At 58.3% G+C, this 23,532-nt stretch carries 22 protein-coding genes; 7 read left to right on the plus strand and 15 right to left on the minus strand.

Going from position 1 to position 23,532, the window contains the following annotated elements:
• The first annotated feature begins 231 nt into the window (after positions 1 to 231).
• From zapE to PS14A_RS12180, 3 genes are all read left to right on the plus strand, one after another.
• Positions 232 to 1,350 carry a cell division protein ZapE gene (gene zapE, locus PS14A_RS12170; RefSeq protein ID WP_212616305.1) on the plus strand — a complete coding sequence of 373 codons (1,119 nt, stop codon included), beginning with the start codon at positions 232 to 234 and terminating at the stop codon, positions 1,348 to 1,350.
• Positions 1,351 to 1,367: 17 nt separating this feature from the next.
• The gene (locus tag PS14A_RS12175) at positions 1,368 to 1,949 is read left to right on the plus strand and encodes a DinB family protein (protein WP_212616277.1); all 582 of its coding nucleotides are present in this window, start codon (positions 1,368 to 1,370) and stop codon (positions 1,947 to 1,949) included.
• Between the two features lie 201 nt (positions 1,950 to 2,150).
• The gene (locus PS14A_RS12180) at positions 2,151 to 2,648 is read left to right on the plus strand and encodes a GNAT family N-acetyltransferase (RefSeq protein ID WP_024012903.1); all 498 of its coding nucleotides are present in this window, start codon (positions 2,151 to 2,153) and stop codon (positions 2,646 to 2,648) included.
• 287 nt (positions 2,649 to 2,935) lie between these two features.
• On the opposite strand, the gene PS14A_RS12185 is transcribed toward PS14A_RS12180, so the two are convergent.
• The 3 genes from PS14A_RS12185 to PS14A_RS12195 form a co-directional block, all read right to left on the minus strand.
• A complete protein-coding gene (locus PS14A_RS12185; protein ID WP_212616278.1) occupies positions 2,936 to 3,145 on the minus strand; it encodes a hypothetical protein in 210 nt (69 codons plus the stop codon).
• Positions 3,146 to 3,321: 176 nt separating this feature from the next.
• Positions 3,322 to 5,064 (minus strand): phosphoethanolamine transferase CptA, encoded by a 1,743-nt coding sequence (locus tag PS14A_RS12190; RefSeq protein WP_212616279.1) that lies wholly within the window; start codon positions 5,062 to 5,064, stop codon positions 3,322 to 3,324.
• Between the two features lie 211 nt (positions 5,065 to 5,275).
• A complete protein-coding gene (locus PS14A_RS12195) occupies positions 5,276 to 5,458 on the minus strand; it encodes a DUF6026 family protein (RefSeq protein ID WP_016774671.1) in 183 nt (60 codons plus the stop codon).
• 275 nt (positions 5,459 to 5,733) lie between these two features.
• Here PS14A_RS12195 and gnd point away from each other — a divergent pair, with 275 nt between their 5' ends.
• The 3 genes from gnd to PS14A_RS12210 are packed head-to-tail and all read left to right on the plus strand — an operon-like array spanning position 5,734 to position 9,052.
• Positions 5,734 to 6,714: a phosphogluconate dehydrogenase (NAD(+)-dependent, decarboxylating) gene (gene gnd, locus PS14A_RS12200; protein ID WP_212616280.1), complete on the plus strand. Its 981-nt coding sequence runs from the start codon at positions 5,734 to 5,736 to the stop codon at positions 6,712 to 6,714.
• A complete protein-coding gene (gene zwf / locus PS14A_RS12205; RefSeq protein ID WP_212616281.1) occupies positions 6,711 to 8,234 on the plus strand; it encodes a glucose-6-phosphate dehydrogenase in 1,524 nt (507 codons plus the stop codon). Before gnd ends, zwf begins: the two co-directional genes overlap by 4 nt.
• A complete protein-coding gene (locus PS14A_RS12210) occupies positions 8,231 to 9,052 on the plus strand; it encodes an HAD family hydrolase (protein ID WP_212616282.1) in 822 nt (273 codons plus the stop codon). The genes zwf and PS14A_RS12210 overlap by 4 nt, the downstream gene beginning before the upstream one ends.
• 124 nt (positions 9,053 to 9,176) lie before the next feature.
• Here PS14A_RS12210 and nhaB read toward each other — a convergent pair whose 3' ends face one another.
• The 3 genes from nhaB to PS14A_RS12225 form a co-directional block, all read right to left on the minus strand.
• Positions 9,177 to 10,679 carry a sodium/proton antiporter NhaB gene (nhaB, locus tag PS14A_RS12215; RefSeq protein WP_212616283.1) on the minus strand — a complete coding sequence of 501 codons (1,503 nt, stop codon included), beginning with the start codon at positions 10,677 to 10,679 and terminating at the stop codon, positions 9,177 to 9,179.
• 86 nt (positions 10,680 to 10,765) lie between these two features.
• Positions 10,766 to 12,055, minus strand: a complete 1,290-nt coding sequence (locus tag PS14A_RS12220) for a hypothetical protein (protein WP_212616284.1) — start codon at positions 12,053 to 12,055, stop codon at positions 10,766 to 10,768.
• Positions 12,056 to 12,318: 263 nt separating this feature from the next.
• Entirely contained in the window at positions 12,319 to 12,585 is a 267-nt protein-coding gene (locus tag PS14A_RS12225) for a hypothetical protein (protein ID WP_137213554.1), read from the minus strand.
• 624 nt (positions 12,586 to 13,209) lie between these two features.
• Between PS14A_RS12225 and PS14A_RS12230 the strand changes: the two genes are divergently transcribed.
• Positions 13,210 to 14,535 carry a sigma-54 dependent transcriptional regulator gene (locus PS14A_RS12230; RefSeq protein WP_137213555.1) on the plus strand — a complete coding sequence of 442 codons (1,326 nt, stop codon included), beginning with the start codon at positions 13,210 to 13,212 and terminating at the stop codon, positions 14,533 to 14,535.
• Between the two features lie 61 nt (positions 14,536 to 14,596).
• Here PS14A_RS12230 and PS14A_RS12235 read toward each other — a convergent pair whose 3' ends face one another.
• The 9 genes from PS14A_RS12235 to pnuC all read right to left on the minus strand — a co-directional run bounded on the left by PS14A_RS12235 (position 14,597) and on the right by pnuC (position 23,444).
• Entirely contained in the window at positions 14,597 to 16,804 is a 2,208-nt protein-coding gene (locus tag PS14A_RS12235) for a hypothetical protein (protein ID WP_212616285.1), read from the minus strand.
• 230 nt (positions 16,805 to 17,034) lie between these two features.
• Entirely contained in the window at positions 17,035 to 18,351 is a 1,317-nt protein-coding gene (locus PS14A_RS12240; protein ID WP_212616286.1) for a hypothetical protein, read from the minus strand.
• Between the two features lie 45 nt (positions 18,352 to 18,396).
• The gene (locus tag PS14A_RS12245) at positions 18,397 to 19,143 is read right to left on the minus strand and encodes a hypothetical protein (RefSeq protein ID WP_130910541.1); all 747 of its coding nucleotides are present in this window, start codon (positions 19,141 to 19,143) and stop codon (positions 18,397 to 18,399) included.
• A gap of 43 nt (positions 19,144 to 19,186) precedes the next feature.
• A complete protein-coding gene (locus PS14A_RS12250) occupies positions 19,187 to 19,867 on the minus strand; it encodes a C39 family peptidase (protein ID WP_212616287.1) in 681 nt (226 codons plus the stop codon).
• Positions 19,868 to 19,933: 66 nt separating this feature from the next.
• The gene (locus PS14A_RS12255) at positions 19,934 to 20,935 is read right to left on the minus strand and encodes a heme utilization protein (protein ID WP_212616288.1); all 1,002 of its coding nucleotides are present in this window, start codon (positions 20,933 to 20,935) and stop codon (positions 19,934 to 19,936) included.
• 68 nt (positions 20,936 to 21,003) lie between these two features.
• A complete protein-coding gene (locus tag PS14A_RS12260; protein WP_130910538.1) occupies positions 21,004 to 21,576 on the minus strand; it encodes an adhesin in 573 nt (190 codons plus the stop codon).
• 1 nt (position 21,577) lies between these two features.
• Positions 21,578 to 22,027, minus strand: coding sequence for a hypothetical protein (locus PS14A_RS12265; RefSeq protein WP_024012918.1), 450 nt, complete (start codon positions 22,025 to 22,027; stop codon positions 21,578 to 21,580).
• 332 nt (positions 22,028 to 22,359) lie between these two features.
• On the minus strand, positions 22,360 to 22,884 hold the full coding sequence (locus PS14A_RS12270; RefSeq protein WP_212616289.1) for an AAA family ATPase: 525 nt from the start codon (positions 22,882 to 22,884) through the stop codon (positions 22,360 to 22,362).
• Positions 22,881 to 23,444 carry a nicotinamide riboside transporter PnuC gene (gene pnuC, locus PS14A_RS12275; RefSeq protein WP_130910536.1) on the minus strand — a complete coding sequence of 188 codons (564 nt, stop codon included), beginning with the start codon at positions 23,442 to 23,444 and terminating at the stop codon, positions 22,881 to 22,883. Before pnuC ends, PS14A_RS12270 begins: the two co-directional genes overlap by 4 nt.
• Between the last annotated feature and the right edge of the window lie 88 nt (positions 23,445 to 23,532).

A 23,532-nucleotide genomic window follows, 5' to 3' on the forward strand; every position in this document is an offset into this window, starting at 1 on the left:
CAGAAAATGGGTGCGCAGAATGCCGGAAGAGGGCGGCGAGGGCAACGAGCAATAACTGCCTGAAAGGTCAGGTTTTACTGCCTATGTGGGAGCGAGCCTGCTCGCGAAAGCGGTGGCTCAGTCTGCATCTTGGTGACTGACGAGCCGCCTTCGCGAGCAGGCTCGCTCCCACAATGATCGTCCATGCCCGTTAATCAGCAATGGCCAATCGCCCGTGGCATACTCCCGCGCATGACTTTCGACTCCCCCCTCAGTGCATGGCAATACGCAGTCGACCACAAGGGTTTCATCCAGGATGAAGCCCAGGAGCACGCGGTCTGGGCCTTGCAAAAATGCCATGAAGCCTTGCACGCCGGCGCCCGCTCGGTCGGCGGCGTGTACCTGTGGGGGCCGGTCGGGCGCGGCAAGACCTGGCTGATGGATCAGTTCTATCAGAGCCTGCGGGTGCCAGCGCGGCGTCAACACTTTCATCACTTCATGGGCTGGGTGCATCAGCGTTCGTTCCAACTCAGTGGCATCGCCGATCCCTTGCGCGCCTTGGCCAAAGAGCTGGCCGGCGAAGTGCGGGTGCTGTGTTTCGATGAGCTGTTCGTCAATGACATCGGCGACGCGATCATTCTCGGCCGGCTGTTTCAGGTGATGTTCGAGGAAGGTGTGGTGATCGTCTGCACCTCCAATCTGCCGCCCGATAATCTGTACGCCGACGGCTTCAACCGCGACCGTTTCACGCCGGCGATTGCGGCGATCAAGGCGCACATGACCGTGGTCGCGGTGAATGGCGCCGAGGATCATCGCTTGCATCCGGGGACGATCGAGCAGCGTTATTTTGTTCGCGCGGATGATTTACCGAGCGCACTGGAGGCCGTGTTCAAGTCGCTGGCTGCAGATGAGACTGTCAGCGAAGAGCCAGTCGCCGTGGGCCATCGAATGCTCAACGTGGTGCAGGCCAGTGAATCCGTGCTGTGGTGCCGCTACAGCGATCTGTGCGAACAACCTTTCGCCGCCATGGACTTCATCGCCCTGTGTGATCGCTACCGGGCTATTCTGTTGAGCGAAGTGCCGAACCTCAGCGCACAGAAACGCGAAGGGCGCATCGCACGCGGCACCGAAGACGGCGCCGAGCGCGTAGTGGCCGGTGATCGCGAGTTGCCGCAGTTGTCGGTGCATGACGACGGCGTTCGCCGCTTTATCGCGCTGGTCGACGAATGCTACGACCGCAAGGTGCCGCTGTACGTCGAGGCGGCTGTACCGATGGAGGCCTTGTACACCGAGGGCTATCTGGAATTCCCGTTCCGCCGCACCCTCAGCCGTTTGCAGGAGATGCAGTTGCAGCGTTTCGCCGAAGCTTGAAAGAAGAGGGCGCCGACATGACTCAACCGCTGTCCCATCATTTGCTGACCATGGCCTACCAGAATGCCTGGGCCAATCATCGTCTGGCCAAGGCCTGGAGCCAGCTCGACGCCGCCGAATTGGCCGCACCGAGAGTGAGCTTTTTCCCGAGCATCCGCCTCACGCTTAATCACATCCTCACCTGCGACTGGTTCTACGTCGACGCGCTGGAGCGCGAATTGCGCGGTGACGAGCCGCACCCGGATTGTTACCTGTTCTTCAATCAGGACGAGCCGTTTACCGATGCCGCAACGCTGCGTGCAGAACAGGCACGCGTCGATCGCCGGCTGATCGCTTATTGCGAGCAACTGCGCGACGCCGATCTGGCGAGAATCGTCACCATCGCCCGCGACACACCGCAACATGAAAGTCGACTGCGCATGCTCTCGCACCTGTTCGAGCACCAGCTCCATCATCGTGGCCAGGTGCACGCCATGCTCAGCGGCACGGCGGTAAAGCCACCGCAACTGGATGAATTCTTCTGTGTCGGCGAAAGCGCATTGCGTGCCGAAGACTTCGCGGAATTGGGCTGGACGGAAGAACTTGTATGGGGCCACTGACGCGAAAGATCGCAGCCTCGTTGCACTCGTCAACTCCTACACGTTTTGGGCTGTAGGAGCTGACGAGTGCAACGACGCTGCGATCTTTTGATCTTGCTCTTCTGTTTTCCAGTTGCCCACCCATTCAAACCCAAGCTAATGTCCCCCTCAGCCTTCCAGCAAGCACCTTGCGCGCCGGGGCTTATGTATTTGGGGATGGAAATGGATTCCGCAGAAATACTCGTACTTCAGGCCAGTTACAGCAACCCGGTGCACGCCGAAGCCATCGGCATCGTGCTCAACCATTATGCCGAGGACCCCATGGGCGGCGGTCATCCGATCGCGCCCGAACTGCTGCAACGCCTGCCCGAAGAACTCGCCCGCCGCCCGCATGCTTTCAGCGTGCTGGCTTTCGTCGGCGGCGAACCGGCCGGGCTGGTCAACTGTTTCGAAGGCTTCTCGACTTTCGCCTGCAAACCGCTGGTCAACGTTCACGACGTCGCCGTGGTCGGCAAATTTCGTGGCCTTGGGCTTAGTCAGAAAATGCTGCAGAAAGTTGAAGAAATCGCCCGTCAGCGTGGCTGCTGCAAGATCACCCTGGAAGTGCTGGAAGGCAATGCTGTGGCGCAGGGTTCATATCGCAAATTCGGTTTTGCACCGGGGATGTTCAATCCGGATCACGGGCGGATGCTGTTCTGGATAAAGGATTTACAAGCCTGAAAAGCCCCTCACCCTAACCCTCTCCCGGAGGGAGAGGGGACTGACCGCAGTGACTGATCCAGATACGCCGACCTGAAATATCGAGCCGAACTCAGGTTCTGAGAAGCCCACAAATCGGCTCCCTCTCCTCGGGGAGAGGGCTGGGGTGAGGGGGGAATTCACCGCTAATGAAAAGCCGGTCCTAATTAGCCCGGCCATAAAAAAAGGCGCCCCAATCAGGGCGCCTCAACTGTCATCTCCCGGGCCAGAGCGGAGCCACGGAAGGTCCATCGGTTGCTCGGTAAAACTCAGTCGCGATAAGACTCGGTGACCTGCGCCGTTTGGTCAGCAGGGACGCGGATTTCTTTCGCGCCGGCGTCGGCCTTCTGCTCGCCTTGGGCGTGCTGGACCGGGAAATTGTCGTAGTAATAACGCATGCGTTCGGCGCCGCCTTCGGCGAAGGCGCTGGCGGAGCCAAGGGTGAGCAGGGTGGTGAGGATGAGAGTGGTGGTTTTCATGGTGCCTCCTACTGAACAAGTGGGAGTCGGTTCGTCCGTGAAGCAGACCGCGAAAGAAGTCTGCGTCGCGGCCATTAACAATGGGTTAACGCTGGTTCAGCGCAAATATTGCGGCGTATTACAGAAACAACGCGGTCGATAGGCACAAAAAAGGGCCTTCTCGGCCCTTTGTCGTTTTACTTCTGCGCTACTTCCGCAGGATCGGGATGCTTGGGTTTCATCAAACTGAAGTCAATCAACGCCCGCCGCGGTGCCTGATACGGATCGCCAATCAGCAGCTTGCGCGGTACGAAGTTGTCGCTGACCAGGCTTTTGCTGCGATCCAGTTCATCGGAGCTCAACCCGGCCAGGTCCGCCCAGGTGTGAATGAGCTGCGAGCTGCTGTATGGACGGCTGAGGTCGCCGGCGAAGTTCCAGTCGTGATTTTCCTTCCACTTCGGTGAAGCCCAGGCCATGAACGGGATGGTGTACATCGGCGCGGTCGGTTTGTTTTCGTTGCGGCCCAGGGTGCTGTGGCCGGCGGAGTCGAAGACGTCTTCGCCGTGGTCGGAGAGGTACAGCAGGAAACCGTTCGGGTCGGTTTTGGCGTAGTCCTTGATCAGGCTCGACACCACGAAGTCGTTGTACAGCACGGCATTGTCATAGCTGTTGTAGGTCGGTACCTGATCGTCACGCACACCGGCCGGTACGCCTTGGCGATCCTTGAACTTGTCGAACGTTGGCGGATAACGGTACTGGTAGCTCATGTGCGTGCCGAGCAGGTGCACGACGATAAGTTTGCGTTCAGCCGGATCAGTCAGAGCCTTGTTGAACGGCTCGATGACGTCGCCATCGTATTGCGCCGAGTTCTGGTTGCGGTTGTTGTTCAGGTACACCTGCTCGTCAGCCTGTTCGGAGAAGGTCGTGAGCATGGTGTTGCGCTTGGTCATGGTCTGCTGGTTGGTGATCCAGAAGGTCTTGTAACCGGCCTGTTTCATCACGCTGACCAGCGATGGCGTCGACAGGTACAGATCCGGGTTCTGCTCATCGGCGAAGGTCAGCACTTGCTGCAGCGCTTCGATGGTGTAAGGGCGCGGGGTGATGACGTTGTCGAAAACCGCCAGTTGATCCTTGAGCTTGTCCAGTTCCGGCGTGGTGTTGCGCGGATAACCGTAGAGGCTCATGCGCTGACGGTTGGTCGACTCGCCAATCACCAGCACCAAAGTCGCCGGTTGCCCGGCCGAGGCGTCCTTGAGGTTTTTCAGCGGCGCGATCTTGCTGGCACTGTCGAGCATGCCTTGCATGTCCCCCAACGTTTCCAGATAGCGGTGATAGGCCACAGCCATCTGCCACGGCACGGCAGGCTCGATGCGGGTTTCGAATTTCTCGAAGCCTTCGGCGAAATTGCCCATGCGCATGGTTTGTTTGATCAGCGGATAACCGGCCACGGCGATGACGATCGCGGTCGCGGCAACCATTGCGCGTCCACGGGGCATGTACACCGGGCGCAGGCGCGTCCACAGAAAGTAGGCGAACGCGGTATGGGCGAGGAACGCCGGGATCATCCACCAGGCGAAATACTGGGTCATGTACTCGCCGGCTTCCGACACGTTCGACTCGAACATGATGAAGATGACGCTCTGCGAGAATTCCTGCTGATAGATAAAGAAGTAACCCAGGCTGGCCATCGAGCAGGCCCACAGCACCACACCGATGATCGCCGCAAGCAGGCGCGTCTGTTTGGGGAACAGCAGCATCGGCGCCAGCCACAGCGCGCTCATCACGAATGCCTGACGAAATCCGGTGAAGCCGGACGTGCCAGTCAGCTGGATCAGCAGTTGGGTAATACCCGAGAAGTACCAGAAGAAGACGAACAGCCAGATGAATCCGGCCCAGTCGAACCCGGTCGCAGTCGTTTTGCTGCGTTTGAACAATGCCATTCAGCGCTCCAGCTCAATCATCAGACCCACGCCGGAAACGCTTCCATGACACCGACGAACAGAGGCCGTACGCGCAGGCACGGCCAGAATGGGGCGGAGTATCCCCAAGGGCTTGTGAAAGATTTGTTAAGCGCCGCGTTTGTTGAGTATCAAGCGGTCAGAGGTGCAACGTGTCGGGAACGACGGGGGCCGTTCCCGATGCAGGCGGGGATCAGGCGTGGGGTGCGCGCTGGACAACCGGACGCGGTTGCGGCTGCGAGCCCTGGGTCAATGCGCGCAATTGCGCCAATTCGTGCTTCAACTGGTCGCGCTCGTCTTTCAACTGGCGCAATTCATCGCGACGGATCGTAACGTAGAGGGTTTGTGGCGGCATTGCTGTGTGTACTGTGCCCATTGCTCACCTCGCAAATGGCGTGCATCAACTGTAAGTCACTCCTCGTTTTGAGGCGCTTGACTTACTATCGGCGCCAATTTTGATTTCTTTTGCCCTGGAAGGGAACTTTTTTATTTTTCATGGTCGGTGTGTCTTCGGCAGGATTCGGGGCGTTATCACTCTGGATCGGGCACAATGCCCGGAAACTTCATCGCAACGCTCTGGACTAACCTCCATCAGTCGCGTTGGGCTATAACCAATGACACACATTTATTTGTAGTAAGGAGCATCAGCACATGCAACTCGGGATTATTGGACTGGGCCGCATGGGCGGCAATATTGCGCGACGTCTGATGCTCAACGGGCACACCACCGTTGTTTACGACCGCAATACCGCTTTCATCGATAACCTGGTCGCCGAGGGCTCCACTGGCGTCGCTGACTTGCCAGCGCTGATCGCCGGCCTCGACAAGCCGCGCGCGGTCTGGGTCATGCTGCCGGCCGGCGCACCGACCGAAGACACCATCAACACCCTGAGCGAACTGCTCGAACCCGGCGATACCATCATCGACGGCGGCAACACCAACTACAAGGACGACATTCGTCGCGCCAAGACGCTGAACGAGAAGGGCCTGCACTACATCGACGTCGGTACCTCCGGCGGCGTCTGGGGCCTGGAACGCGGTTATTGCATGATGATTGGCGGCGACGCCGAGACGGTCAAACGTCTGGATCCGCTGTTCGCCGCACTGGCGCCGGGCATGGGCGACATTCCGCGCACCAAGGATCGCAAGTCCGATGACCACCGCGCCGAGCATGGCTACATCCACGCCGGTCCCGCAGGCGCCGGGCACTTCGTGAAGATGATCCACAACGGCATCGAGTACGGCATGATGGCCGCGTTCGCCGAGGGCTTCGACATCCTCAAGACCAAATCCAGCGAACGCCTGCCGGAAGATCAGCGTTTTGATCTCAACGTGGCGGACATCGCGGAAGTCTGGCGTCGTGGCAGCGTGGTTTCGTCGTGGCTGCTCGACCTGACTGCCGATGCGCTGGCCAGCGATCCGAAGCTCGACGGTTTCTCCGGCTCGGTAGCCGACAGCGGCGAAGGTCAATGGACCATCGAGGCGGCCATGGAGCAAGCCGTGCCGGTGCCAGTGCTGTCAAACTCGCTGTTCTCCCGTTACCGCTCGCGCGGGCAGGGCACCTTCGGTGACAAGATCCTGTCGGCACAACGCTTCGGCTTCGGCGGCCACGTGGAGACCGCGAAAAAATGACCCATACGATCCGCAGAAAATCCAAGGCAGAACCCGCACCACCGACGACGCTTTTTTTGTTCGGTGCCCACGGCGACCTGGTCAAGCGCTTGCTCATGCCGGCGCTGTACAACCTCAGTCGCGACGGCCTGCTCGATGAGAATCTGCGGATCGTCGGCGTTGATCACAACGCCATTACCGATGAAGCCTTCGCGCAAAAGCTTGAAGACTTCATCCGTACCGAAGTGGCGGCGAAGGTCGGCAAGGGCGATCAGATGCTTGATCCGGCCTTGTGGGCCAAGCTCGCCAAAGGTATCAGCTACGTCCAGGGCGATTTCCTCGACGACAGCACTTATTCAGCCCTGGCGGCGAAAATCGCCGACAGCGGCACTGGCAATGCGGTGTTCTACCTGGCCACCGCGCCGCGTTTCTTCAGTGAAGTGGTGCGCCGCCTCGGCAGCGCCGGTTTGCTCGAAGAAACTCCCGAAGCGTTCAGAAGGGTGGTGATCGAGAAGCCGTTCGGCTCCGACCTGCACACCGCCGAAGCCTTGAACGCCTGCCTGCTCAAGGTCATGAGCGAAAAGCAGATCTACCGGATCGACCACTATCTGGGCAAGGAAACCGTGCAGAACATCCTGGTCAGCCGGTTCTCCAACAGCCTGTTCGAAGCGTTCTGGAACAACCATTACATCGACCACGTGCAAATCACCGCGGCGGAAACCGTCGGTGTGGAAACCCGTGGCAGTTTTTACGAACACACCGGCGCACTGCGCGACATGGTGCCCAATCACCTGTTCCAGCTGCTGGCCATGGTCGCGATGGAGCCGCCGGCTGCTTTCGGCGCTGACGCGGTGCGCGGCGAAAAGGCCAAAGTGGTCGGGGCGATTCGTCCCTGGTCCACCGAAGAAGCCCGGGCCAACTCGGTGCGCGGGCAGTACAGCGCTGGCGAGCGCGATGGCCAGCCATTGAAGGGTTATCGCGAAGAAGCCAACGTGTCTCCCGACAGCACCACGGAAACCTATGTGGCGCTGAAGGTGATGATCGATAACTGGCGCTGGGTCGGCGTGCCGTTCTATCTGCGCACCGGCAAGCGCATGAGCGTGCGCGACACCGAGATCGTCATCTGCTTCAAACCGGCGCCGTATGCGCAATTCCGCGACACCGAAGTCGACGAGTTGCAGCCGACTTACCTGCGTATCCAGATCCAGCCAAACGAAGGCATGTGGTTCGACCTGCTGGCCAAGCGGCCCGGGCCGGCGCTGAACATGGCCAATATCGAGCTGGGTTTTGCATATAAGGATTTCTTCGAGATGCAGCCTTCGACTGGCTACGAAACCTTGATCTACGACTGCCTGACCGGTGATCAGACGCTGTTCCAGCGTGCCGACAACATCGAGAACGGTTGGAGAGCGGTGCAGCCTTTCCTTGATGCGTGGCAGCAGGATGCCAGCGTCGAGTTGTATGCCGCTGGCGACGATGGCCCGCAGGCCGCCGAAGATCTGCTGACTCGCGATGGTCGCGTCTGGCACGGCCTGGGATGAGTGATTTGTCGAAACAACCGATACGTTTTCTGCTCAGCGACATGGACGGCACGCTGTTGTTGCCGGATCACACACTGAATCAACGCACCATTGACGCCGTGCGCTCGTTGCGCGAGGCCGGCGTGCTGTTCAGCCTCGCCAGCGGCCGCCCGCCGAAAGCCATGTTGCAGCAGATCGAGGCGCTGGGCGTTGATCTGCCGACAGCGGCGTTCAATGGCGGGACCATCGTCAAATCGGACGGCACACTGTTGGCTGCGCATTATTTGCCAGCGACGACCGCGCTGATTGCTTTGGCGCAGTTTGCCGATCAACCGGAGGTGGAAATCTGGGTGTTCAGCGGCGGTGACTGGCTGCTCAAGGACCCGCACGGGCCGATGGTGCCGCGTGAACAGAGCGGCTTGGGCTATCCGCCGGTGGTGGTGGAAAGTTTTGAACCGTATCTGGAGCACATCGACAAGATCGTCGCCACCAGCAACAACACTGAGTTGTTGATCGAACTGGAGGCGCAGCTGTTGCCGAAGGTCAACGGCATGGCGCAAGTGTCGCGTTCACAGCCGGTGTATCTCGACGTCACTGCCCTGGAGGCCAACAAAGGCACGGCATTGACGACCATCGCCGAATACCTCGGCGTGCCGTTGGAACAGACTGCCGTCATCGGCGACGGTGGCAACGACCCGGCAATGTTCAAATGCGCCGGTTTGTCGATAGCCATGGGCCAGGCGGAAGAGGCGGTGAAGCGTCAGGCTGATGTCGTTACAGCGTCAAACACCGAAGACGGCGTGGTCCTGGCGATAGAGAAATACATCCTCCCGCACTGACCCAACACAAAAACCAATGTGGGAGCGAGCCTGCTCGCGAAGGCGTCGGCACATTCAACACCTTCATTGCCTGACCCAACGCGTTCGCGAGCAGGCTCGCTCCCACAGCTTTATTCAGTGTTGCTTAGAGCCAGTAGCTCACCGCATACCAGCCCAGCAGTCCCATTACCACGGTATACGGCACCGCCATCCACACCATGCGCCCGTACGACAAACGTACCAGCGGCGCGATCGCCGAGGTCAGCAGGAACAGAAACGCTGCCTGACCATTCGGTGTCGCCACACTCGGCAGGTTGGTGCCGGTGTTGATCGCAATCGCCAAGGTTTCGAAGTGCTCGCGAGTCATGTGCCCGGCAAGAAAAGCCTGTTTCACCTCAGTGATGTAAATGGTCGCGACAAACACGTTGTCGCTGATCGCCGAGAGCAGACCATTGGCGATGAACAACATGCCCGGCTGCTGATCCATCGGCAATGCCAGAACCCACTGGATCAGCGGGGCGAACAGTTGCTGATCATGGATCACCGCCACGACGGCAAAAAACACCACCAGCAGCGCAGTAAACGGCATGGCGTCCTTGAACGCACTGCCGAGGCGATGCTCGTCGGTGATGCCGGTAAACGCAGTGATCAACACAATCACCATCAAACCGATCAGGCCGACTTCGGCCAGGTGAAACGCCAGGCAACCAATCAGAATCAGCGCCGCCGCACCTTGCACCAGCAGCGCCGCCGTCTGACGAGGCGTGCGTTTGGCGTTGTCCTCGGCGGCGTAGTCAGCCAACACAGCGCGGACGTTGTCCGGCAGCAGCGTGCCGTATCCGAACCAGCGCAACTTCTCCAGCAGCACGCACGTCACCAGACCCGCCACCAGCACCGGCAGCGACACCGGGGCGACCTTCTGGAAGAACTCGCCGAAATGCCAGCCCATCTCATGGCCGATCAACAGGTTCTGCGGCTCACCGACCAAGGTGCAGACCCCGCCCAGCGCCGTACCGACCGCGCCGTGCATCAGCAGGCTGCGCAGGAACGCGCGGAACTGATTCAAGTCCTCATGATGCAGTGACGTCAAATGCTGATCGTCACTGAATTCGCTGTCCTGACGCGGATCGTTGCCCGATGCGACACGGTGATACACCGAGTAAAAGCCGACAGCCGCACTGATGATCACCGCCGTCACGGTCAACGCATCAAGAAATGCCGAAAGAAATGCCGACAAGAAGCAGAACATCAGCGCGAGAATGGCTTTCGAACGCACGCCCAACAGCAGCCGCGAGAAGAGAAACAGCAACAGATCCTTCATGAAGTAAATGCCGGCCACCATGAACATCAGCAGCAGGATCACCGGAAAGTTGTGCAGCAACTCATCGTAAAGCGCTTGCGGCGTGGTCATCTTCAACAGCAACGCTTCAATCAACAACAAGCCGCCCGGCATCAACGGATAACACTTGAGCGCCATGGCCAGGGTGAAGATGAACTCGATCACCAGTAACCAGCCTGCGGCGACCGGGCCGATAGTGAACAGCACCACGGCATTGAGAATGAGAAAACCGACGATGGTCGCCTTGTACCAGCGCGGCGATTGCCCGAGGAAGTTGTGCGCGAACGCCTGGGCCATTGAACCGGACATCGGCTGCTCCTTTTATTTAGAAGCGCGAAAGTTGCCGGATGTTTCAGGGAAGATCAAGTCGCTTAACCTCGATCCTGTTCAATGCTCTATGGATTCAGATAACGCGCAACCATCGCCCGGTAGTTGCCATCCAGTGAATAGCCCCCCACCACGATAGCCCCGTCAGTTTGTACGGCCAGAGAACTGGCTGTATCGAGACTTCGCCCCAGTCGCGTGCGCAACCAACCTTGGCCCTGGCCGAACGCTGGATCGAGACTGCCGTCAGCTTGATAACGGGCGACCATGAAGTCGGCTTCAACCCCGCCGATGGTGGCGCCTACGGCGACGATGCGGCCGTCGCTCATTGGCTGGGCGGCATTCCATTGGCAACCGCTGGGGCCGATGTCCAACACCTGTGGCTGGCCACGATGACAGTGCAGGTCCGGTCGACCGTTGGCGTGCAGGACAAATGTCAGGCAGCGGATCGGATCGCGGCTGCTGCCGAAGCAATAGAGCCTGTCGTCGGACTCGATGATCTGGCTGACCTGAGTGCTGTTGCCATGGGCCTTGAAGGCCATGAAACCGTCCACGGCGAAGCGCTCATCCAGGCTGCCATCGGGGCGATAGACTGCCAACAGGCCTTGCTGCGGAAAGTCGATCGAGCCTGCGACGACGATGCGCCCGTCCTGCTTCAACAGCAGGGTGCTCAGCCAGGTATTGAGCAGCAGGTGGCGGACCATCACGAATCCGCGTCCGTTGAAGGATTCGTCCAGTTGGCCGTCGGGCAGCAGACGAATCAGCATCCCGGCGTGGTCGGCGAGGCTGAAATGATGATTGGCGATCAGCAGAATGCGGCCGTCTTGCTGCACCGCAAAATCACAGGCTTCGACACCCGGCACGCCCGGCGGCAACCAGTTGTCGCGGGTTCCCATGGACAACTCGCCGGGCAGTTGCACGACCTGGAAGCCGTCATCCCCGAAGGTGCGGTCTGGCTGGCCGTTGGTATCGAACAGGGCGAGGGCGGGGAGGGTGCGATGGGTGCCCTCATAATGCAGGCCACCCAGCAGAATCCTCCCGTCAGGCAGCACCTGGACCTTGCCGGCCCTGGCTTCGCAACCTTCGATGAAGCTGCCGATCACGCTGCCCTGAATGGCAAAGGACAAATCCGCCGAACCATCCGCCAGCAGTCGCGCCAGGCCAAATCGGCTTCCCTTTGGCGTACCGACTTTCGCGGCAACCAGAATCCGCCCCTGTGCATCGAGCGCTACATGCTGAGTCTGGCTCGATAGACTGCCGGCAAAGTAAACCTGCGCAACACCGCCAATGGCGAATGCCGAGTCGAGCGAACCGGGGTTGTTCCATGCAGTAGGCAGCGCAAAAGTGTTCAGGGTGGACATGCACGCATCTCCTTGCGAGTGAACCGATACCCAGTGATTGGGCGGCTGACTGCACGAGCGAAACATTCAATCCCTGAACCGCGTGAAGCACAACTGGACGGATTAACAGAACGACGGTCGCACTGTGCCAGAACAGTGTCTTGTTGAACCAGTCGCAAGCGAGCCAAGTACTTTGGGTAAAACTGCGCTGAAAGTACCTGCTTGTTCGACTACGCATACAACAAGGGCGGATGACTTCAACGTCATCCGCCCTTGTGCGGTTATCAGTGTGGCATCGACCAGGATTGCAACTTGTGGCCGTCTTCGCTCAGTTCGGCGCGGGCCTGCTGCAGCAGTTGTTCAAGTTGCGCCGGGTCAGAGTAGGCGCTGCTCGGGATCTGTTTGCGACCGATGTGCGAGTTGGTGCGGTCGATGACGGTCAGGCTAAGTTCACCGTTACCGTCTTGTGGCGCCCAGGCCACGCATTGGAAAGGCTTGAACGCGTGGTTGGCAATCAAAAGTGCTTCGTTGATACGCAGCGGGGCAGTCATGGGGTCTTCTCTCTATTGGCGCCCAATCAAATGATGTGCCGTCGGTTGGGCTTACCGTGCGGCGGGTTACTTGTACTGATGCACGCAACCGGGGGGTGGGTCACACTTGAAACAAAGAAATTTCAAGTTCTTTACATAACGGCCGTTCGCTTCGGTAGTCCTGCACATGTCAGGACACCGCGCTGAATTCACCCCTCACCCCAGCCCTCTCCCCGAGGAGAGGGAGCCGACTTGTGGGCTTTTCAAACTTGGGTTTGGCTTGATAATTCAGGTCGGTGCAACTCGAACAAACACCACGGTCAGTTCCCTCTCCCCGAGGAGAGGGAGCCGACTTGTGGGCTTTTCAAACTTGGGTTCGGCTCGATAATTCAGGTCGGTGTAACTCGAACAAACACCACGGTCAGTTCCCTCTCCCTGGGGAGAGGGCTAGGGTGAGGGGCCGCTCTCTGACACAACACAAATAGTCGATAGCTAACTAACAACCAGTTTTCTTATAACTCTTTCATCAAGCTTGATATAAGCAATCGATACAAGCCCCCGTCAAAATCTTGCTAGTGTTACAACCGGGTCTGCCAAATGACTGTTTTTACAATCATTTATAAAATTTGGCGCCAAGGAGCAGTCATGAGCGAAGCGCCCGCGTCGAGACGTTTACTGGTGGTCGATCCCTGTGACGACTGCCATCGCCTGTTGCCCGGATTGCGCGCCGTGGGTTGGGATGTCGACAGTTGTAATCTTGAAAACGCCGCCTCCCGCGCCTGTGACGTCGGCCTGCTGCGTTTGCAGCCGTTCCATCTGGAACGTCCCGAAGCCGTCAAAGAGCTGATCAGCCGCAGCGGCACCGAGTGGATTGCGGTGCTCAATCAGGAAGTCCTGCGCTTGCAGAACGTCGGCGACTTCGTCTGTGAATGGTTTTTCGATTTCCACACCTTGCCCTTCGACGTCTCCCGCGTGCAGGTCACCCTGGGCCGCGCCTTCGGTATGGCACGCCTGCGCGGGCAGGGCACGATTCATGTCGATCAGCCGGAGCACGAACTGCTCGGCGACAGCAAACCGATCCGCGAACTGCGCAAACTGCTGAGCAAACTCGCACCGACCGAATCGCCGGTACTGATTCGCGGCGAAAGCGGCACCGGCAAGGAACTGGTCGCCCGCACTTTGCACCGTCAATCGCAGCGGCACAGCAAACCGTTTGTGGCGATCAACTGCGGGGCGATACCCGAGCATTTGATTCAGTCCGAATTGTTTGGTCACGAGAAGGGTGCGTTCACTGGGGCACATCAGCGCAAGGTCGGCCGTATCGAAGCGGCTAATGGCGGCACCCTGTTCCTTGATGAAATCGGCGACCTGCCGCTGGAATTGCAGGCCAATCTGCTGCGCTTTCTTCAGGAAAAGCACATTGAGCGGGTAGGGGGTAGTCAGCCGATCCCCGTAGACGTGCGCGTGCTCGCGGCAACTCACGTTGACCTAGAAGCCGCGATCGAGAAGAAGCGCTTTCGTGAAGACCTGTATTACCGGCTCAACGTTCTGCAAGTGGTAACCGCACCACTGCGTGAACGCCATGGCGATCTATCGATGCTGGCCAACCACTTTTCCCACTTCTATAGCCATGAAACCGGCCGCCGGCCACGCAGCTTCAGCGAAGATGCGTTGATCGCCATGGGCAAGCATGACTGGCCGGGGAATGTGCGCGAGCTGGCCAACCGGGTGCGGCGCGGGTTGGTGCTGGCGGAGGGCCGGCAGATCGAGGCGCGGGATCTCGGCTTGATAAGCCAGCACTCCATTGCCACGCCGATGGGTACCCTGGAGGATTACAAGACTCGCGCGGAACGGCAGGCGTTGTGTGATGTGTTGAATCGGCATAGCGATAATTTGAGCGTGGCCGCGAAAGTCCTTGGGGTTTCGCGGCCTACTTTTTATCGGTTGTTGCATAAGCATCAGATTAGATAATCTCCTAACCTTTAATTTAAACTGATCCCAAACCAAACAGTTTAAATGCAGTTGCGAGGTCTTAACGATGTATTTTTACGGAGATATTTTTTACAAAGGCCGGTTGGAATTGCCCTAGGATAAAGAAGGTTAGTTTTATTGACGTAGGTGTTGCTAAGGTATCTATGTAAAAGCTTGCGCCCCCCTCTTTCCACGTATCTGAAGCGGGCAGTTTTGTATTGATATGCAAAACTTCATCGTGAGCGATCTGAAAGAAATTACCCTCCCCTGCTATATACTCGAATTTAATGGAAATGCTGGTTCCTTTTGAAATTCCTTGAAATGTTTTTGCTATCACGATTCCGTGCTGCCCTGAGGTTATCACTGTTTCGAGAAAATACTCTTCGTTGAGTTTGGCGATTATTGCTCTATAGCTTAATGTCACCCAGTGGTTCCAGTCGTATTCTATGAATGTAGTTAAATCTTCATTATCTGTCTTCAGGCAATATAACCTTTTTTCACATTCTACTGTATCGTCGACGACTGCTTCTCTGAATAGACCAACCATAAGTGAGATTACAATGTTCGAACCTCCCTCACACCCCCGCAACCACTCCACCTCCGCCAAATAACTAAGCCCCACCCCCTGATCATGCACCGCCCCCACAAACTGCTCCTTAACCCGCTCCCCACCACCCGCAAACGTCTCCACATACTTCAACCAAATCGGACATCCTTTCGCGCACTGCAACGGCCAAGCCTCACACAACACCTTCGTATCATCCTTGATCAACCCAACATCCAGCACATCCCCATCAAACCCCTCAAGTTTCGGCATCGGCATGCTCGACTGCAGCAACTCGCCAATCTTCAATTCCACACTCTGAACCGGTGTTCCCTGTCCGCTGCTGATAACCGAGTATTTCAAAACCACTGGAAGTTGCAGGTTCGCTCCGGTAATCGAGTAAGGGATCTTGAATTCAGTTTTCGTTTGCCCAGCCACTATGACCTTCTTCTGGGGCGGCACCGAACCATCTCCAGGTCGCCCGACCACCTCCAGTTCAATTTCGTCATTGGCATTCAACTTCAAGTTATCGAACACCACTGTGAAGCCGTTTTGATGCACATTCGGATCAAGCACCAGATTCGGCGCTTCGGTGACAGTCGGTGGCTCCAACTGGCTGACTTCACCGGTCACCTTGATGTCGACTTCACGGGATTGACGGGCAGGCAAGTCGCCTCGGATCAAGTCATAGCTGACCTTGGCCGAACCATTGCGGATGAGCAGGATCGCAGCGTTCGGGATCGTAAGATCGAGGATATTGGGCAGGCTAAGAAGCTTCTTTTTCGCCGGTCCCACAATTACGGGCTGCCCCTGCGGCGGAATACCCGTCCAGGTCAGGCTCAGCTCGTCATTGATCTGGAAATGCTGGTCTGTGAAGAATGCGCGGGCAACGGCATCGTGCCTGCCCAATTGCTTTAGATCGATCGCCGAGACGATTTGTTCATCGACCATAACTAATGGCGCTGGCAAACGGTCGGTAAGGTCCACCGACACATTAGTGATTTTCGACCAAGGCGCCTCTGGATCCGGAAAATTGCCAACGCGGTCGACCACTTGAAAGGACACTTCGACAAGGGGTTTGCTGCCTTCTTTTTTGATGACTTCTTCAGTGAAGGTGACGATGATCGGATTGTTTGCCGGATCAGCGACTTGTGCTTCAGTCACCGGGTAGTACGAAACCAGTTCGTCACCCCAGCGACAAAACATCCGATCATGAGTGGCGATATTCTTGTAAGGCTTCACCAGCATTTTGATCCCACCCCTGGCCATATCGGCATCCACACCCTTCGAAGGGTCGGGATCAAGGGTGTAGAGAAGGCCGGAATGTCCCGGTTCGCTGTCGGTGTCAACGTCGCCAGGGCGGGTGAGTTTGACCCATAACAGCAAGCTATCCGACTCGACCGGACCCTGATTCAATCGGGTAACTATGTAGAAGGCGTTGGCGCTGCCATTGGTGATCTGGCCTGCCGGGATATCGAACGTGAGCTGTTTATTAATGTTGTTTTCATCGATCTCTATGGTACGAACCGGGAAAACCGGGTTATCAAAGTAAAAAGCACACTTGTCCTTCAGAGCCATGTTGAGCCAAGGATCAACGACCCCGGTCAGGTAGCCACTTTTCACTGCTTCCAACGATATGCCACCATGATATTCCTCCGGCGTTTCCAGCTCGGTAGCCAAGGGAATTCGAGGACGAAACAAGTCTGCGGCGCTAAGTACAGTCACGGCTAAATGCTCCTGAACATGCTGATCACGGCGACCAGACACTGCAAGTATCAGAAGTTAATTACGTGAAAAGCACACCTGTCATACCTGACAGGTGCGGGCATGTTTCCGATGAATGGTCGATGAGCAAAAAACCTGAGAATCAAAAGATCGCAGCCTTCGGCGGTTCCTACGTTTGGATTGCGTAATCCCTGTAGGAGCTGCCGGAGGCTGCGATCTTTTGCTTTTGCTTAGAAGTAATACGGGAATTTCAGGCTGAACGAAAAGTCCGGCGCGTCATCGGTCATGCCGATCGACAAGTTCGGCACGATCGTCAGGTTGTCGGTTGCCGCAATCGTCATGCCGACGTTGAAGTAACCGGCGTTGGCATCACTGGAAACCACCGATTCCCAATCGCCGCCGTCCTGTTTCAGCTTGCTCTTGCGTTGCACCAGGTCGGAGACCGAGAACGACATACTCATCTTCTCGTTCAGCGCGAAGGCGATACCGGCGCCGATCTGGAAGCTGTCGCCAATCTTCACCTTGCCCGGGGTTTTCTGGTTGACCGTGGAACTGATGTCGTCGAATGACTCCTCGAGGTTGTGGGTGTAGGAGAGGCTGCCGAACAGCACGGCCGGGTCAAACGTCTTGACCAGCGAGATGCCCGGGGTGACCGACCAGACGCCGTTGCCGGTGGGCAGGGTGTCGGGGACGAACAGGTTGGAGTTGGCGTCGGTCTGGCGCAGTTTGATGCCGAACGGGTCTTTGCCGGTCGGCGCCTTGACGCGCAGGGTGACCACGGCGTCCGGGGTGTTGACCGACTCGTCGAGGAACTTGTAGGCGATCCCGAAGTTGACATCGCCAATGGTTGGATCCTTGGTCACGGTTTCTTCAGTCGTCACACCGGCCGCGCCCTGATTGCCGCCGCCGGACTGATATGTCGACTCGCGATACACCACCGGCACGTTCAGGTCGAACTGCCAGCGGTTGTCGAAGTTGTAGCGCCCGGTGAGGTCGAGGGTCCAGGTGTCGGCCTTGATCCGGTCGAGGTTGATGTTGCCGAGAAAGATCGAATCCAGCGCAAGGAAACCGTTGAGGATCAACTGGCGGGTGTCGTAGCGCGAATAGGTCAGGCCGGTTTCGACGCTGAACTTGCCGCCGCCAAAGAAACCGCTGGCTTCGTCATACAGATTGGAAACGCTCTGCGCCGGTTGCGAATCATCGGCCAGCGATTGACCGTAGGAAGCGCCACTGCCCCCGGCGGCGCCTCCCGATGCAGCGGCCGCACCGGTGCCCGTGGCGGCTCCGGTAGCGACGCGATTGCCTTTCATGTCGGACGGCGATTTGGCCAGCCGTTTTGGCGCTGGGGCGGCGGGTGTTTCTTCTACCTGGCGGACCCGTTGTTCAAGTACCGCCAGCGCTTGTTGTTGTTGTTCGTATCGTTGTTTCAGTTCCAGAAGTTCCCGTTTCAGGGCTTCTACATCGGCGTCGGGTGCTGCTTGCAGCATTGCCGCCGGGAGAAGGGTACTCAAACACACTGCGGCGCGCAGTGATACTGATCGATACATGAATAAGCCGTCCCTTTAAGCCCAATGATCGAGACTCAGCGTAGTTCAATATCCGATATTGCGTAGGGCGCCGAGTTGGGTCAGGTTGCAATCCAGTGCACCGGCGCTTCTGCCGTTATTGTTAAGTACGACGTTGAGTTGCGTAAGGTTGTTGACCACGTTGGCGCTGCCCAGCAAACGGGTGTTCTGCAGCAGCCCGCCCTGGGCGACCTGTTGCAGCGCGGTGCCCTGATTGCCGCTGGCCTGAATCGCCATTTGCACGCCACCACCATTGGCCGAAACCGCGACGCTGCCGGCGCCGTTGCTGCCGGTGATGGTCTGCCCGGCGACAAGGGCCTGGCCTTGCGAAGGCACCAGAGCCGGGGCCTGACTGGCCTCGCTGACGTTGATCGCGACGTTGTTGTTGGCGGTGTTGCCATCGCCGGCGGCGCGCACGCTTTGCGTCACGCCCTGGCTGCTGTTGAGGCCGGCGCCACCGATGACAGTGCCGGTACCCAATGTGGGAGCACTGCCATTGCCCGACTCCTTGATGGTCGAGACATAGAATTCCGGTTTGACCGTTGCGGCCTGGACCTGCATCGAGGTCGCAGCCCCGATCAAATCGCCGCTGGCGTTGCGCCAGGTGCTGCTCATGACAATGCCGAAGCTGATGATCCGCCCCGGCATGACGTAACGACCGCGCAGCTCGGCGAGCTCCTGGTCCTTGATTTCGATGGGTTTGAATCCGGCATGGGCTAAACCTGACGCACTCGCTGCCAGGCAGGCGGCGGCCAGCCAGTATGAGCTTTTCATCTGCTGCTCCCGGGACATCCAGTCCCATTTTCTAACTCGGCGATTAAAAGAAGTCGCTCTGAATGAACCCGAAATCCATCAGTTCCGCATCTTTGACCGGGTTGAAACTGTCCAGCGAGTTCTTCGCCGTCAGCGGCACGGGAGGGCTGCGCAAGGCGTTGGCCTTGTCGTAACCGGGGCCGACGATGGCAAAGACAATGCCGTTCCAACCTTTGACAAAGTCGTCGTGCTTGTAGCGCTTGTGGCCGAGAACCGGGTCACCGATGTAGACCCAATTCTTGTCCGAGCGCTGCAGGACGACGAAATGCTTGTAGCGACGAATGTCCATCAGGACCACCACCGGAATGGTCACCGCTTCGAGTTTCTCGGGCGGGATCCGGTAGCCACGGGCACGCATGCCGATGCTTTCTACGTAGCGCTTCATGTCGAGCATGGAGAAACCCTGGGTTCGCACCAGGTCCTGGTCAGCGTTGACCAGCATGCCTTTGATGATGTGCTCCTCATCGACGTCGAGCCAATAGGCCTGGCGCAGGACCGTTGCCAGTGCGGCAGCGCCGCAGCTGAAATCGGTTTTCTGTTCGACGATGTCGGCAAACTTGCGCTCACGAATGCTTTGCACGTCCTTGTAGACCAGCACGCCACCCGGCAGGGCAGCCACGGGCATCTGCGCTGCCTGGGTCAGGCCGCACAGGCAAAGCAGAGCGAGGAGGGCAGGAGTCCGCATGATCGAATACGCCTTGTGGAACCTGGGAAAAAAGCCCCGTTGCCGGGGCTTTCGTTTCGATCGCGATTACATGCAGGCTTTGCAACCTGCGGCGATGGACAGCGAGTTGCTTTGTTGGTTGCCCACACCCGCCGAGACGTTGGCTCCGCCGTTGCCGGAGAAGTTGTTCATCGAGTTGGTCATGTTGGCGTTGTTGACGACTGGGGTTTTCCAGCCATCTTTGGTCAACACTTGTTGGGTGGTGACGCCAGCGAGGCCAAAAGTACCCACGGCTTCGAACTTGGCTTTCTGATCATCGTTGCCGCCATGGCCGCCGCCACGGTTGCCCCAACCGCCGTGGTTGTCGTCTTCGATGGTCGCGGTGCCTTTGGCTTTGAATGTGCCGGCAGCTGCATAAGTACCGGTGAGGGTGTCGGTTTTGTAAGCCTGCACGCCTTTGTTTTCCACGACCAGGCCAGTCGAGGACTGGTTGGCAGAGGCAGCAGCCTGCGCTACACGACCACCGGAAACGGCGATGGCGAGGTTGTTTTTCTGTTGGTTGAAGTTGCCGGCGGTCACGTTGATGCCGATGTTGCCGGAACCGTTGTTGCCAGCATTGTTGAGCGTGGCGTTGTTGAAGGTGGACGAGTTTTTCACGTAGTTGTTGTTGTTCACCTGAGTCGCGCTCGAGGCGGCAACAGCATTGCCGAAGATGAAGCTTTCGTCAGCGGTGGCCAGTGCAGCAGCGTTGTCCTGCTGGTTGCCGTCGCCAGCGGCGACGTTGGCGCCCATGTTGCCGTTGGAGCCGTTGAGCGAGTCGCTGGCATTGGCGTTGTTCAGGGTGCCCTGGTTTTTCACCACGTTGCCGTCGCTGTTTTGCGCGTCGAGTACAGCGGCGCCGGCGCCTGCGGTGATCTGCAGCAGTTGTTCAAGATTTGGACCTTGTGGCTGGCCGTGACCGTTGCCGTGTCCATTGCCATGCCCGTTACCATGACCGTTGTTGTCATCACGGCCGCCTGCCTGTGCTGCGATTGCCATCACTGCTGCGAGTGCGAAAACCAGTGGTTTGAGAGCCATTGTAGGTTTCATGGTGTTTCTCCGTCGTGCTTATTAGTTGGGTTAAGTGTTGTTACTTTTCCAATTGCACTTTGTATGGGTCAGTCTGCGACCCGGATGCTCAGGGTGTTAGCCATTCGGTTCCCCACCCCGGCACTCTGGTTCACCTGGATTACCCCGCGGCTGCCGGTGAAGGCCTGATCACTTGTCGTGACCTGGCGACTGCCGATTGAGGTACCAGTTGCTCCTGAGCTCGGTAAAAACGCCACGTTCTGTTGCGAAAGGGCGCTGTCGTCAACGCTCTGCGGGCCGGCACTGATGCTGACGCGCGTCACGTTGGCCATTTGATTGTTGGCACCGGCGCCCTGGTTCACACCGAGGATGCCGTTGCCATTGCTGAAGGAGTTGCCGCCGATGTTGGCGCTCGCGTCGATGGCGCGGCTGGCGGGCGTGTCGATGGTCTGCCTGACGCTGGTGGTGGCATGGGCTTCGGTGCCGATGGCAATCGCCTTGGTGTTGGCTTGTTGCATCTGGTCACCGGCGGCCTGGTTGACGTTGAAGTTGCCGCGATACTGAGCGCCTGAATCCTGAATATCTGCCTTGTTGACTGAAGAAGAATCGGCCATGGCGCTGGTGCAGCCGAGCAGGGCGAGAAGCAGCAGGGTGCGATTCATGTCATTGGCCTCCGGCCATGCGAGTCAGCGGCGCCAGGCCGGTGCTCATCGCCCGGTTGACGGTGTTTGAGATGGAGGCGCCAGAACCCCCGCCGCTGCCAGTGCGCATACCGGGCAGGCCATTCTGGTTGGTCAGGGTGTTCATGCCGGGCAGGTTGGAGCTGGGCGTGGTCATGTTGCCGCGAATCGACGAGCCGCTGGCGACACTGGCGAAATCACCGTCAGTCAGTTCGGTACTGCTAAGGGTCTGGTTGATCCGCGCCGAAGGGTTGGCGTTGACCGTGGTCGGATACGGGTCTTTGCCGCCATTGCGGCCGATCGGGATGGGCTGAACGTCGCGGTTGAGGACGATCACCCCGTTGCCTTCGGCCTGGGCGCTGACGCTGATCAATGCGCTGGCAGCTGATCCGATCAGCAGGAGGCAGGTCAGGCTTTTATTGAAATTCCCCACGGCTGCAATTCCTTCTTCAGTGGGCTGGGTTATTCAGCGTTGTGAAGGAGAGAGCGAAAGCTGTGCCGGTTTTGGATTGTCTTGTTATTTCAATGGTTTGGCGGATATGAGCGGATGGCTCTGGTCGTTACTGTTTCACCGTTGATACACGCGGGGAGCCGGTTGAGTGCCAACTGACGTTACAAAGCTCTGGAACAAGGGTTTGCGCCAATGTGTTTCATCGGCGTAACAGGTCGCGTGACGGAGAGATGAACAGCGTTTGGACGGGGGCTTTGCGCGGTCAGGAGTGTTTCAAAAACGGACAGTTTTGCCCGAAATGCCGCCGTCGCGGCTCAAGTGGACAGCAAACGCTCGACCGCCGCAAAGGCTTGCGTCTGGCGTTCGGCCCAATTGCCTTCGATGATTTGCACAGGCTGTTGATGCTGGATCAACCAGTCACGGGTGGCTCCGTAGAAGGCCATGCGATCCGCGAGATCCGGTTGGCAGCGCTGACCGTCTTCGGCCCAGTCGACCTGTTGCGGCGATAGCAGCAGGTGCAGGTCGTAATGGCGCGTGAGCAATTCCTTTTCCAGCCAGGCTGGGCAGTCGCCGAACAGGGTTTGGCTCCAGAGCATGTTGCTCAGCAGATGGGTGTCGAGGATCAGCAGCGCGGGCTGTTTCGCCCGTGCCTGATCTTCCCATTGCAACTGGCCCCGGGCGATATCGGGAATATCCGCGAGGCAAGTGTCGCGTGGGTTTTCTTCGATGAAGCGGCGAACATATTCATCAACGCGCACGCCGCCGAAACGCTGCTCCAAGCCTGCCGCCAGCCAGCTTTTGCCGGTGGATTCCGGGCCGGTGAGGACAACGACTTTCATGTGCGCAACGCCGGATCGGCGCGCCATTCCCGCCAGCCTTGCATGGCGATCAGGGTAAACAGCGCGTAAAGGGCGGCGGTCAGGTACAGGCCTTTATAGATGAACAGGCCGACAAAAATGACGTCGAGGACAGACCACAGCGCCCAGCATTGCAGGCGTTTCTGCGCCATCCATAGTTGCGCGACCAAACTGAAACCGGTGAGCGCCGCATCGAGCCACGGCTGTGCGGCATCGGTCCAGTGCGCCATCGCGGCGCCCAGCAAGATGCTGCCGATTGCGCCGATACCGAGGCCGAGCAGAATCGAGCGTGTATCGAGGCGGGTGACTTCGCGACCGTCATGCATGGTTCCGGCGCGAGTCCACTGCCACCAGCCGTAGATCTGCAGCGCGGCGTAGATCACTTGCAGCAACATGTCCGAATACAGCTTCACCTCAAAGAAGATCCAGCTGTAGAGCAACACCATGACCAGCCCGATCGGCCAGCACCATGGATTCTGCTTGACCGTCAGCCACACGGCGATGACCCCGAGGGCAGCGGCAAACAGTTCAAGCCCGGACATGAGGGATCCTTGGGGGAGTTGAGAAGGGGGCGGATTGTACTGCATTAGTAAGATCAAAAGCCCCCTCACCCTAACCCTCTCCCGGAGG

The sequence above is a fragment of the Pseudomonas sp. 14A genome (genome assembly GCF_018132745.1).
Classification (GTDB): Bacteria; Pseudomonadota; Gammaproteobacteria; order Pseudomonadales; family Pseudomonadaceae; genus Aquipseudomonas; species Aquipseudomonas mercuritolerans.

Excerpts from the sequence above, each read along its gene's own strand:
- zapE (WP_212616305.1), top strand. The coding sequence starts at position 232 with ATGACTTTCGACTCCCCCCTCAGTGCATGGCAATACGCAGTCGACCAC.
- PS14A_RS12175 (WP_212616277.1), top strand. The coding sequence starts at position 1,368 with ATGACTCAACCGCTGTCCCATCATTTGCTGACCATGGCCTACCAGAAT.
- PS14A_RS12180 (WP_024012903.1), top strand. The coding sequence starts at position 2,151 with ATGGATTCCGCAGAAATACTCGTACTTCAGGCCAGTTACAGCAACCCG.
- PS14A_RS12185 (WP_212616278.1), bottom strand. The coding sequence starts at position 3,145 with ATGAAAACCACCACTCTCATCCTCACCACCCTGCTCACCCTTGGCTCC.
- PS14A_RS12190 (WP_212616279.1), bottom strand. The coding sequence starts at position 5,064 with ATGGCATTGTTCAAACGCAGCAAAACGACTGCGACCGGGTTCGACTGG.
- PS14A_RS12195 (WP_016774671.1), bottom strand. The coding sequence starts at position 5,458 with ATGGGCACAGTACACACAGCAATGCCGCCACAAACCCTCTACGTTACG.
- gnd (WP_212616280.1), top strand. The coding sequence starts at position 5,734 with ATGCAACTCGGGATTATTGGACTGGGCCGCATGGGCGGCAATATTGCG.
- zwf (WP_212616281.1), top strand. The coding sequence starts at position 6,711 with ATGACCCATACGATCCGCAGAAAATCCAAGGCAGAACCCGCACCACCG.
- PS14A_RS12210 (WP_212616282.1), top strand. The coding sequence starts at position 8,231 with ATGAGTGATTTGTCGAAACAACCGATACGTTTTCTGCTCAGCGACATG.
- nhaB (WP_212616283.1), bottom strand. The coding sequence starts at position 10,679 with ATGTCCGGTTCAATGGCCCAGGCGTTCGCGCACAACTTCCTCGGGCAA.
- PS14A_RS12220 (WP_212616284.1), bottom strand. The coding sequence starts at position 12,055 with ATGTCCACCCTGAACACTTTTGCGCTGCCTACTGCATGGAACAACCCC.
- PS14A_RS12225 (WP_137213554.1), bottom strand. The coding sequence starts at position 12,585 with ATGACTGCCCCGCTGCGTATCAACGAAGCACTTTTGATTGCCAACCAC.
- PS14A_RS12230 (WP_137213555.1), top strand. The coding sequence starts at position 13,210 with ATGAGCGAAGCGCCCGCGTCGAGACGTTTACTGGTGGTCGATCCCTGT.
- PS14A_RS12240 (WP_212616286.1), bottom strand. The coding sequence starts at position 18,351 with ATGTATCGATCAGTATCACTGCGCGCCGCAGTGTGTTTGAGTACCCTT.
- PS14A_RS12245 (WP_130910541.1), bottom strand. The coding sequence starts at position 19,143 with ATGAAAAGCTCATACTGGCTGGCCGCCGCCTGCCTGGCAGCGAGTGCG.
- PS14A_RS12250 (WP_212616287.1), bottom strand. The coding sequence starts at position 19,867 with ATGCGGACTCCTGCCCTCCTCGCTCTGCTTTGCCTGTGCGGCCTGACC.
- PS14A_RS12255 (WP_212616288.1), bottom strand. The coding sequence starts at position 20,935 with ATGAAACCTACAATGGCTCTCAAACCACTGGTTTTCGCACTCGCAGCA.
- PS14A_RS12260 (WP_130910538.1), bottom strand. The coding sequence starts at position 21,576 with ATGAATCGCACCCTGCTGCTTCTCGCCCTGCTCGGCTGCACCAGCGCC.
- PS14A_RS12270 (WP_212616289.1), bottom strand. The coding sequence starts at position 22,884 with ATGAAAGTCGTTGTCCTCACCGGCCCGGAATCCACCGGCAAAAGCTGG.
- pnuC (WP_130910536.1), bottom strand. The coding sequence starts at position 23,444 with ATGTCCGGGCTTGAACTGTTTGCCGCTGCCCTCGGGGTCATCGCCGTG.